This is a genomic window from Corallococcus sp. AB018, from assembly GCF_003986945.1.
Lineage (GTDB): Bacteria > Myxococcota > Myxococcia > Myxococcales > Myxococcaceae > Corallococcus > Corallococcus exiguus.
The window spans coordinates 1-9,931 of sequence record NZ_RAWR01000297.1; the positions used below are offsets into that span (position 1 = coordinate 1).

9 protein-coding genes are annotated in these 9,931 nt (G+C 67.2%); 4 read left to right on the top strand and 5 right to left on the bottom strand.

The features are described 5' to 3' along the window. Positions 1 to 348 precede the first annotated feature (348 nt). Positions 349 to 2,892 (top strand): hypothetical protein, encoded by a 2,544-nt coding sequence (locus tag D7Y11_RS38970; RefSeq protein WP_126936208.1) that lies wholly within the window; start codon positions 349 to 351, stop codon positions 2,890 to 2,892. Positions 2,893 to 2,902: 10 nt separating this feature from the next. Here D7Y11_RS38970 and D7Y11_RS38975 read toward each other — a convergent pair whose 3' ends face one another. The 3 genes from D7Y11_RS38975 to D7Y11_RS38985 all read right to left on the bottom strand — a co-directional run bounded on the left by D7Y11_RS38975 (position 2,903) and on the right by D7Y11_RS38985 (position 4,375). Beyond that, positions 2,903 to 3,085: a Fic family protein gene (locus D7Y11_RS38975; RefSeq protein WP_126936209.1), complete on the bottom strand. Its 183-nt coding sequence runs from the start codon at positions 3,083 to 3,085 to the stop codon at positions 2,903 to 2,905. Positions 3,086 to 3,183: 98 nt separating this feature from the next. After that, the gene (locus tag D7Y11_RS38980) at positions 3,184 to 3,894 is read right to left on the bottom strand and encodes an ATP-binding protein (protein WP_126936210.1); all 711 of its coding nucleotides are present in this window, start codon (positions 3,892 to 3,894) and stop codon (positions 3,184 to 3,186) included. A gap of 112 nt (positions 3,895 to 4,006) precedes the next feature. Continuing rightward, entirely contained in the window at positions 4,007 to 4,375 is a 369-nt protein-coding gene (locus D7Y11_RS38985; RefSeq protein ID WP_233607541.1) for a hypothetical protein, read from the bottom strand. A gap of 154 nt (positions 4,376 to 4,529) precedes the next feature. Here D7Y11_RS38985 and D7Y11_RS38990 point away from each other — a divergent pair, with 154 nt between their 5' ends. Next, positions 4,530 to 5,603 carry a hypothetical protein gene (locus D7Y11_RS38990; RefSeq protein ID WP_126936211.1) on the top strand — a complete coding sequence of 358 codons (1,074 nt, stop codon included), beginning with the start codon at positions 4,530 to 4,532 and terminating at the stop codon, positions 5,601 to 5,603. A gap of 76 nt (positions 5,604 to 5,679) precedes the next feature. On the opposite strand, the gene D7Y11_RS38995 is transcribed toward D7Y11_RS38990, so the two are convergent. Then, on the bottom strand, positions 5,680 to 7,131 hold the full coding sequence (locus tag D7Y11_RS38995; RefSeq protein ID WP_126936212.1) for a metallophosphoesterase: 1,452 nt from the start codon (positions 7,129 to 7,131) through the stop codon (positions 5,680 to 5,682). Positions 7,132 to 7,259: 128 nt separating this feature from the next. Here D7Y11_RS38995 and D7Y11_RS39000 point away from each other — a divergent pair, with 128 nt between their 5' ends. Together D7Y11_RS39000 and D7Y11_RS39005 are read left to right on the top strand one after the other, a co-directional pair. Further along, a complete protein-coding gene (locus D7Y11_RS39000; RefSeq protein ID WP_126936213.1) occupies positions 7,260 to 8,267 on the top strand; it encodes a restriction endonuclease fold toxin 5 domain-containing protein in 1,008 nt (335 codons plus the stop codon). A gap of 14 nt (positions 8,268 to 8,281) precedes the next feature. Further along, positions 8,282 to 9,004 (top strand): immunity 52 family protein, encoded by a 723-nt coding sequence (locus tag D7Y11_RS39005; protein WP_126936214.1) that lies wholly within the window; start codon positions 8,282 to 8,284, stop codon positions 9,002 to 9,004. A gap of 4 nt (positions 9,005 to 9,008) precedes the next feature. On the opposite strand, the gene D7Y11_RS39010 is transcribed toward D7Y11_RS39005, so the two are convergent. After that, on the bottom strand, positions 9,009 to 9,931 hold a 923-nt coding region (locus tag D7Y11_RS39010; RefSeq protein WP_126936215.1), incomplete at its 5' end, for a TIGR02266 family protein.

A 9,931-nucleotide genomic window follows, 5' to 3' on the forward strand; every position in this document is an offset into this window, starting at 1 on the left:
GGGACGGCCACCGGCGAGGGGTGGGGTCCGGAGAATCGTGCTCATGCGACAGGGACTCCTTCAGGGGGGACGCAGTCCCACCCCCTCATGGGTTGTCTTTCTTTCTGCCAGAAACAGGGCCTGTGTTTCACCCCCTGCCACGGGGGCCGGTCCGGTATCCGACGGATGGCGCCGGTAAGATAGGGATTGCTCCGCAGGCATGCCGGACCCCGGGTGTCCACTGCCGGAGATTTCACCGTGCAGTGACGAACGGGCGGCCCCGGGGGGCGACGGGGTCCGGAGCCGCTGCCCCCTAGCGTCCCTGGCGCCGCGCGTCCCGACGCGGGGCTTCAGGGGGACGCTTTCCATATGCGCCACATCGTTCCGGTCCGTGCGGCACGGGCCCTGTCGCCGTTCGTGCTCCTCGTGGCGGCCATGGCCCACGCGGACGGCCAGCCCGCGCGCGAGGAATACTTCCGCTACGTGCCGCTTTCGTATCCGCGCATCGTGAGACAGACGGAGGCGAGTGTCGCCCTGTCGCTCTACGGCGACCCGAACGACCCGGCCTGGCGGGACGAATCCCCGCGCGACGGCGTGGATGACACGCGCCATCAGGTCCTCCAATCCCTGGCGGTCCGCTTCGCGCCGTTCATGGTGAAGAACACCTACACCTTTCCCTCCGACCACAAGGTGTTCCGGGACCAGCCCGGGGGGTTGTTGCTCAACCTGGACACCTGGGACCTGGCGAAGTCCGGCGCGGTGTTGATGCGCAGTGACTCCATCAACTTCTCCAGCCTGGGCCGGCCCTGTCCGGAGGACGGCGCGCCGGAAGTGACGCTGCGCACGGAGTCCGCCGGCCAGGACGCGCGGGACGACTGCCGGCTGGTGGGCCTGCTGCGCGAGTTCCATCCGGACCACCCCACCATTCCCCGGCTGCGGCAGGACGCGGTGGACGCGGAGCGCGCGCCCTTCACGGTGATGTATTTCGACTTCCCCGGCTACGACCCGAAGACGTGGATGGCGGCGTACAAGGGTGCGGTGGACGGCCAGCCCGCGCGCCGCTACTTGGGCACGGAGAAGGTGTACGCGCATCCGTTCATCCATGCGGTGAAGGGCACGCAGAAGGGGCCGCCCGGCTACGAGCCGCTCATCCAGTACTGGTTCTTCTATCCCTTCAACGCGGGCGGCAACAATCACGAGGGGGACTGGGAGCACATCGCGGTGGCCGTCTCTCCGCGCTCGGCGGTGGAGCGCACGCTGACGGAAGCGGAACTGCGACGCATCCTCCAGGGGGACTGGACCGCGGACGGCGCGGACCCGCTGGTGATGAAGCGCATCGAGTACTTCTTCCACCACAACAGCATGGTGTTCGACTTCGCCCGCCCCAATGCCTACCTGCCCCGCGAGCAATGGCAGGCGCAGCTGGACGCCCGGGGAGAGGACCGGCCCGGGGAGAAGAAGCTCCTCGCGCGCGTGCGCCGCTACGTCTGGGCGGACGAGGCGGAGACGGTCATCAACACGCACCCCATTGGTTACATTGGCGCGGACTCCAAGGGATTGGAGCAGCTGCTGGCCTGTCCAGGACCGCACGCGCGGGAGTCACACGCCACGTACCCGGTGCCGGGCGTCTTCAAGAACATCGGCCCCGCGGGCTCCACGGAGGCGGTGCGGCAATTCTTCGACCACCAGGAGTACCTCACCCACCCGGACAAGCCGCTGCCGGAGGAGGTGGTGCGCTACGACCTGGCGTCGCGCATCGACCTGGTGCCGGACTGGGAGCGCGTCTACGACCTGGCCCTGGTGGACGGGCAGGTGCGGCGCGAGTGGTCCTGGCTCATCCTGCCCCTGCGCTGGGGCTTCCCCATGGCGAGGTCACCGCTGTCGGGGCTGGTGGCGCACTCGGACATGGGCAACCTGTCCATCGTGGGGCCGGCCTTCAACGAGGGATGGAACCGCCCGGCGCCCAGCGCGGGGTTCGATTTGTACGTGCCGAGCGAGCTGCCGTGGTTCTTCCCGCTGGACGTCCAGGACGACTTCTCCAACAACCTGGGGTTCCTCAACGCGCCGGTGGCGTTGCTCATCACGCTGCCGCCGCTCGACTTCCTCTACCGGGTGGTGGGGTTGCCGGTGCGAGCGGTGGTGGAGAACCACCAGCCCGTCTACACGCCGCAGGAACGGCTGCCGCGCCGTCGCTTCACGGTGGAGGCGGGCGTGGGCGTGCAGTTGCTTGGAGACGACTTCACGGGGCTGCTGCTCAACGACCGGCAGCTGGGCGAATGGTACGGGCAGCTCACGGCGTTGGATCCGGCCATCGCCGGCAACATCAACGACCCGGACCTGGTCCGGCCGGTGGTGCGCCCCGCGGTGTCGGCGATGCTCAAGGTGAGCTTCTACCTGGGGGACAAGTTCACGTCGGAGGACACGCTGTTCCATTCGCGCAGCACGCTGGGATTGGATGTGCCGCTATCGGACGGGATGTCTGTCTTCCAGCTGAGGACGAAGCTCGACATGTGGGAGTACGCGGGGAGCCTCCGCTACAACTTCCTGCGAGACGGCTTCCAGCCCTACGCGAAGGTGGGCTACGGGCTGACGTGGTACCGGTTGGAGGACGGCAGCATCAACGGGCAGGGGATGGCGAACCCGAACTCGTATTGGGTGCGCCGGCCGGGCTTCTTCCGCAACCTGTGGCCCAACACGCTGCACCTGGGAGCGGGGGTGGACGTCATCCTGGTGAAGGACTTCATTCCAGGACTGCACGGCGTGGATGGAGGCCTGCGCGCGGGCTACATCCTGTCGCGCCACGAATTGGGCGTGAAGGACCTGACTGGCGACAACGGGCTGCAGGGCATCGTCGTGGAGCCGGTGCACGTGTATCGCAACACCTTCGAGTTGCTGGGCACGCTGAGCTTCTGACGGCCATGGTTCAGCCCCTGCGCGTGGTCCGGTAGGCCTGAGCGGGATGCTTGGGGTTATCGGGATGGGTCCGTTCGAGGAGACCCTCTTCGACCATGGCCTTGAGGTGCCGCTCCGTCAGCTTGTCCGGGTTGTAATGCAGCTCATAGGCAAGCTCCGCAGGGAGCCAGGGCCGAAGCGAGGTAAGCGCCATGATGGCCTCGCGCAGGGCTGCCTTTCTGGGTCGGGGACCTAGTTTTTCGATGATCTCACGCGCCTTCGCGTCGATTTCCTTTCGGACAGCGACCTCCCTCAATTCGTCCGGAGCACCCCCCAATCCGTCCGGAGCATCCCCCAATCCGCGGCCAGGGTCTGTCCCACATTCACCCGCAGCGTGACGACCACGGCGCCCGTGACCTCGGCGAACTCCGGGGCGGAGAGTCCGGCGGCACGGCACATCTCGGCGACGCGGTTCGTGCCCCGGCCCCATTTCTCGATGAGGCCGGCACGGTAGAAGACCTCCGCGATGATGGGATTGCGCTGCACCGACAGATGCGGACGTGTGAGCGATTCAGGCGTGATGCCAATCGGATATCGCCCCGCGCTCCATATCTCCACGCGGTCGTCGAAGATGGCGAGCGATACCGCGCCACCCGCGATGCTGTAGTCCCGGTGGATGAAGGCGTTGACCAGGCGTTCGCGCATCGCATCTGGAGGGATGAGCGGACGGTCGACACGCTGCAGGCGGCCCGATTCGATGCGGCCAGCCAACGGGAAATGCCGCTGGCAGAACAGCTCGGCTTCCTCGAGCAGCCGGAAGGCCGGTCCGCGCACGTTGCGTTGGTCAAGGAACTCGGTCTTGTCGGTGCCTCGAAACCGGGCCATCCGCAGCTCGCACTGGAGATGATGGGGAAGGAACGTCTTGCCAAAGAGCACGACCGCCGCGCGCAGGAGCCTGCCCTTGTGACGTACGCCAAGGCGGTCGAGCAGCTCGGGCAGGCCCCGCCCCACCGGGCCCGCCATATTCGACGCTGTTCCCTCCGGGCCGACGCCTCACTCGCGCGTGCGGCGTACGGACCGGGACCCTGCGTTCACGCGCGGAGACGGTGTGTCGCCGTGCGCCGGCGTCCGTCGACTACAGGCAGTCCACCAGGCCGTCGTAGATCGTCGTGCTGGTGCCGGGCAGCGTGGCGTAGAGGGGCGAGGTCCCGGAGAGCGCCGTCAGCAGCGAGGCCATCGTGGTGCCGCTGGCCAGCGGGCTCTGGCAGGTCCAGGTCTGCGTCTGCACGGAGAATCCACCCGTGGACGGGTCGAGCTCCTCGTTGCTCGCGGCGAACACCCAGACGCACTGGCCAATGACACCCGTCCCGCTGTTGACGGAACACTGGAAGCGCAGCGACTGGATGTTGCTGTAGTCGCCCTCGCAGAACGTGTCTCCACAGATGTCGTCGAAGTTCTCCTTCATGTTCGAGCGCAGCTCCAGCCACGAACGGATGTTCATCACGGAGCACCTTCCTGGAAATAACCGCCCCACGGACGGAACGGTCACCCGCAAGGCGACTCGGGTTTGACAGGAAGTTCAAGCAAACCTTCTTTCACAAAGATTTCGCGGTGATGTCTGATGAGCGCCTTCCCCTCAAGGAAAGGCCGGTTCCCCCATGCGGTCATCGCTGCGCCGTCTTCCCTCTGTCCTGAAGTTCACGGCCGTCACCACGGCGTTGATGTGGCTCTCCGCCTGCGGTGAGGGCGTGCTGGAAGAAGAGGAGCTGTTCGCGCAGGGCCGGCAGGCGCTGTTGAACGGCGTGGGTTCGTCCGCGGCGAGGGCGGCGCTGACGAAGCGGTGGGCGCCCATCCACTACCAGGACGTGGACGTCACGGGCTCGCATTCGCTGAGTGGCAAGTCCGACTTCATCACCCGCGTGGACTTCGATGGGGACTGGAGCGGGACGAACAACTGGGACAACACCGGCTCGCGAGCCCTCACCGCGCACGCCTACCAGTCCGTGGTGGAGACCTCCACGCACTGGTACCTGCTCTACACGTTCTTCCACCCGCGCGACTGGTCCGACTCCATCTTCGACACCGAGCACGAGAACGACGGCGAGGGCGTGCTGCTCATCGTGAAGCGCGACGGCAGCGAGTACGGCGCGCTCGTGGGCGCGGTGACGGTGGCGCACAAGGACTTCTACTCGTTCGTGCCGTCCGGCAGTCCGCTCGGGTCGGGGTCGGAGTCCATCGACGGTACGCTGTCCATGGCCTCCTTCGAGGGCGAGCTCCACCCCATCACCGCGCAGGAGGCCAAGGGCCACGGCCTCAAGGCGTGGCCGTACTACGACATCGTCGGAGACGGCGTGAAGTACTACCCGTCGCTCACGCTGGCGGAGCAGCCGTCGTCCGCCACGGACTCGGACGTGCGCTACAAGCTGCTCGACATCTTCAGTCCCACCGACGGCTTCTGGACGCGCCGCGACCTGACCACGCTGTTCTCCTCCGACGGCACCTTCCGGGGCGACACCAGCGGCGGCTGCGGGCTGGTGGCGGGCAACTGCGGCACCAACTCCGCGAACGCGCCCTGGGGCTGGGACGACCAGAACGACGGCCCCATCCTGCGAGGGGAGATCGCCAAGGACCCGGCGAAGCTGGCTGCGTACTACTTCAGCCCGTCGTCGCAGTTCTCCACGACCTACACGTTCAATCCCTTCCAGAATATCGGCAATCCCAACCAGCCCTGAGCCAGGAGGCGTCCGATGACGGAGCCCGCTTCCTCAAGTGGGAAGCGGGCCCGTGTGTTTCATCCGGGGCGTCCGTTCAGCGCACCCAGCTCACGTTGCTGTAGGCCTTCGCGCCGTCCGCGCGCTCCGTGTTCGTCAGCGGCGCGTAGACGCGCGTGCTGATGGTGTTGGCCGCGGTGTCGACCTCCACGAGCCGCGTCGGGTTCGTGGTGCCATCGTGGAACGTGTTGAGCATCTGGTAGATGGTGTTGCCGTTCACGCCGGTGTCGGTGCGGTAGGCGGCGTTGCCCACGTGGCCGGAGAAGACGAAGCGCACGTTGGCGTACTGCTTGATGAGGTTGTCGAACACGTACTGGGGGCTGTTGTTGCCGTAGCCACCGTTTGACTGCTCGATGCCGCCGCTGCCGTTCAGGTGTGAGTGGGTGATGATGATGACGTTGTGCTGGGGGAACTGGGCCAGCACGGTCTTCGCCCAGTTCACGGCGTTCGTGCGAGCCCACAGCTCCAGGTTCAACACCAGCCAGTTCAGGCCGCCCGCGTTGAACGTGTGGTAGGCGTTGTCGCACTTGCCGGACTCGAACACACCGCCCAGGGCCTTGAAGCGGGACAGGGGGAAGTAGGTGTTGAAGGTGGCGGTGTTGCGCAGGTTGGCGTTGACGTTGCCGGGGCATGCGCTGCCGCCCTGGCACACGGCCGCCGTGTCGTGGTTGCCCAGGGCGATGGCGTAGGGAATCTGGGCGGTGTCGAGCACCTGGTAGGAATCACTGGCGCGCTGGTAGTGGAGGTGGTCGGGCGTGTCCCAGTCCATCAGGTCGCCGGTGTGCAGCACGAAGCGGATGTCCTGGGCCGTCTTGTTGTCGGCGATCCACTGCATGCGCTGGGTGAGCCGGGTGGGGGCGTAGACCGTCTCCTGCTGCGTGTCGGGGATGACGACGAAGGTGAACTTCGTGTCCACCGTGGTGGGCGCGGCGTAGAACTGGATGCCCTCGTTGGTCCAGCCCGCGGTGGTGAGCGCGTCGCGCTCCGCCTGGGTGACGGCGTGGCGGTGTTTCTTCAGGCCCGGGTTGTCGAAGCGGTAGACGGGCACGAGGCACGCGTCCGCCGTCTTGGACGCATAGAAACCCACGCCCTCGTCGGTGGTGAAGCCGGAGGCGATGAGGTTCGAGCGCTCGGTGGCGTCGATGGTGACGATGTGTTCACCCCGGCTGGGGCTGTAGAGCCGGTAGACGGGGGACAGGCCGGTGCCGGAGGACTTCGCGGCCTTGAAGGGCGTGCCCCGGTCGTCGGTGTAGCCGTAGGTGGTGGCCGCGTTGGCGGCCTCGTTCGCATTGAGGGTGAGGAGGCTGTCGCCCGAGGACGGACGTACCCGGTGATACACGGGGCCGCTGAACGCGGCGCAATCCAGCGCCGCCGTGGTGCTGCCCAGGTCCGACGCGGGCATCTGCTGGGGTTCAGGCGCCTCGCCAGGACCGCAGGCGGACAGCAGGCCGGTCAGGGTCAGGGCCGCGAGGAGGGAAGAAGGCTTCAAGATGTGCTCCCGGTGAAGTCAAGATGTTCAAGTTAAAAATGAATTGCTGGGATGCGCATAGCATTGGTGGAGGGGCCGGAGAAGGTGCCTGTCGAGGAGTGTCGTGAGTGCCACAGGGGCAGGACCGCATGAGCGCGAGCAAGGCCGGGGTATGGGGGGTGCTGGTCGTGCTGCTCACGGGCTGCGCCAGCGGGCCCACGGTGCGGCTGCGCACGGAGCGGGGAACGCGGACCTACGCCCCGGAGACGTGGGACAAGCGGGTGCCGGTCAGCGCTCGGGAGTTCGAGGAGGCGCTGGCGCGTCTGGTGCTGGAGGTGCCGCTGACGGTTCGGTCACCGAGGGTGGTGCGCGCGGTCGCGAAGAAGGGGGCGCAGTTGGACCTGGGATTCGGGTTCATGCTGCGGGACGGGTACGGACGGTGGTGCCGGGCGCATGAGGCTCCGGGAGATTGTTTGTCCTTGCTGGAGGACGGCGCGGGTTTCGGTGAGTTGGACCGGCTGACGCTCGCGGTGACGATGCTGGTGAGTCACGGAGTGACGATGGGGCTGTCGTCCGCGCTCGCGTGGATGCCGCGTTTCCCGGACGCGGTGCGGCTGGGCTCGACACAGGCGGGCTTCAACCCGGCGCGCGTGCTGGACGTGAGCGCGGTGGCGGTGGTGGACGGCGTGGTGGAGGTGACGCTCGCGTCCACGGCGGTGGCCATGGCCGCCATGGGCCCTCCGCCTTCGAGTAGCAGCGCAGGTGGCCCGGGCAAGTGGGTGCAGGTGAACGAGTCGATGTCCGACCGCGCCCGCGACTATCAGGCCCAGGTGACGGGAGCACCGAAGGGCTCCGCGTACCGGCTCAAGGTAGGAGACGAAGAGGTCGACTTCGACGGCTACGACCTGGTCGACGATTCGCTGCTGGAGGCCAAGGGCCAGGGCTATGAGAAATTCATCAAGGACAACATGGAGATGAAGGACTTCTTCAAGGGCTTCCGAAAGATGCTGGTTCAGGCGGATCGCCAATTGGCCATGGCGCAGGGAAGACGCATTCGCTGGATTGTCGCGGAGGATCGATTTGCCACCTTCCTCAAACAGGCCTTCCTCAGCACCGGGCGCAGGATAGAAGTCGTCCACATCGCCCCCCTCCAATAAGGAATCCTGGAACCATGTCCGAGACGTACTACGCAGGCTGCTATTGGCTGGCGCGTTCAGAGCCGGTCGAATCCTGTGCTCAGCGTCTTGCATCCTTCATCCAGCAGCTGGGCCCTTTGGAGTCCACGTGGAACCGCTGGCACCAGACGGCGGCCAATTTCGAGAAGGCCCGGAAGCGCCAGGTCCATACGGATGAAGCAACACTCGCGAAGCTCATGATGAGCAAAGCCCATCGCTTCATGGGCAGCTCCAGCTTCTGGCTCTGGGCGGGAGAGAACGAAGATGAAACTTCGAGCGTTCACGGCAACTGCGGGAGTGCTTCCATCCATTCATGCTCCGTCTGCGCCCTCAACACCGGCAGTCGGGGCAGTGTCGGGGAGCGCGTGCTGACCGCGCCCGTCCTCGCCGGTGTGATACGGGCCATGGCTCTGGCGTGGGAGCCGGAGACCGGAATCGCGACCTCCCATGCGCATCTGGAGCAGCTCAAGGTCGATCAATTTTCATCGCCCGGCACCTTCGTCGGCTGGGTCATGTACTTCGCCGACTTCCGAGGCCCCGTGCCCCCACTGCCCACGCCCGTCCAGGTGGAGCACATCCCCAACCGGGGCACGCTCATCACCCTCACTCAGGAGAAGTTCACCGTCTCCAATCCGGCCCACGTCGCCCTGGCCGCGGACGTCCAGGCGCGCCTCCAGGACGCGGGGCTGCTCACGCCCCTGCGCCCCTGGGGCACCTGAGCCCTCAGTCCGGGTAGAACATCGGGTCGCGCGTCGCCACGAACGACGAGATGGCGTGCGCCACCTCCGACGGCAGCGTGGTGAATTGCACACCCACGCCGGGCATCAAGTCTGGCGTGCGGTCGTTGCCGTCGCGCGCCCAACGCACCACGCCGTTCACCGTCAGCGGCCGGCCCCCCGGCAGTGTGAAGTCCAGCTCCACCGGCGTGCCGCGCGGCACCGCCTCCACCGTGGCGATGAAGATGCCGCCCTCGCTGATGTCCATCGAGAAGCCGGTGAAGAAGTTGGAATCACTGCGCGTGTCGATGGTCGTGTGCATCCGCACCCGGCCCGCCTTGCGCGCGTCGCTCTTCGCCGGAGTGACGGCCACGGGCGCGCGCGCCGGAAGCCGCTCCGCGCGCGTCGGCGCCTCCGTGGACGGCTTCTCCGGGGACGGCCGCAGGGCCGGGGGCGGGACGACCTTCTGGGTCTCCGCCTCCGCCGCGCGGCGGGCCTTCTGCTCGGCCTCCTCTCGGGCCCGGGTGGCGTCCTCCACCCGCTTCAGGTCGGACTCGGCGGACGACAGCGCCTTGTCTACCCGGGCGGCGTCCTCCTGCTGCACGCGCAGCGCGGACTGGAGGTCCAGCCCGGCCTGGCGGCGCGTGTCCAGCGCGGCCTCCCGCGCGTCCAGGGCCTTCTCACGCAGCCGCGTAAGCTCCGGGGACGGCTCGGGGGATTCGGTGTCCTCCAGGCGCATGGCCCACTGGGACAAGCGCGAGTCCCCGGCATGCTCCGGCCGGGCGAGGGCCTGGCGCATGCGGGTGAGCCGGTCGGTCAACGCGGCGGCATCCGCGGTGGCGCGGGCTACCTGTTCGGCGAGCTGCGCTTCCAGCCGGGCCATGTCGGCTTCGGCGCGCGCCAGATCGGCTTCCCGGGAAGGGGTGGGGG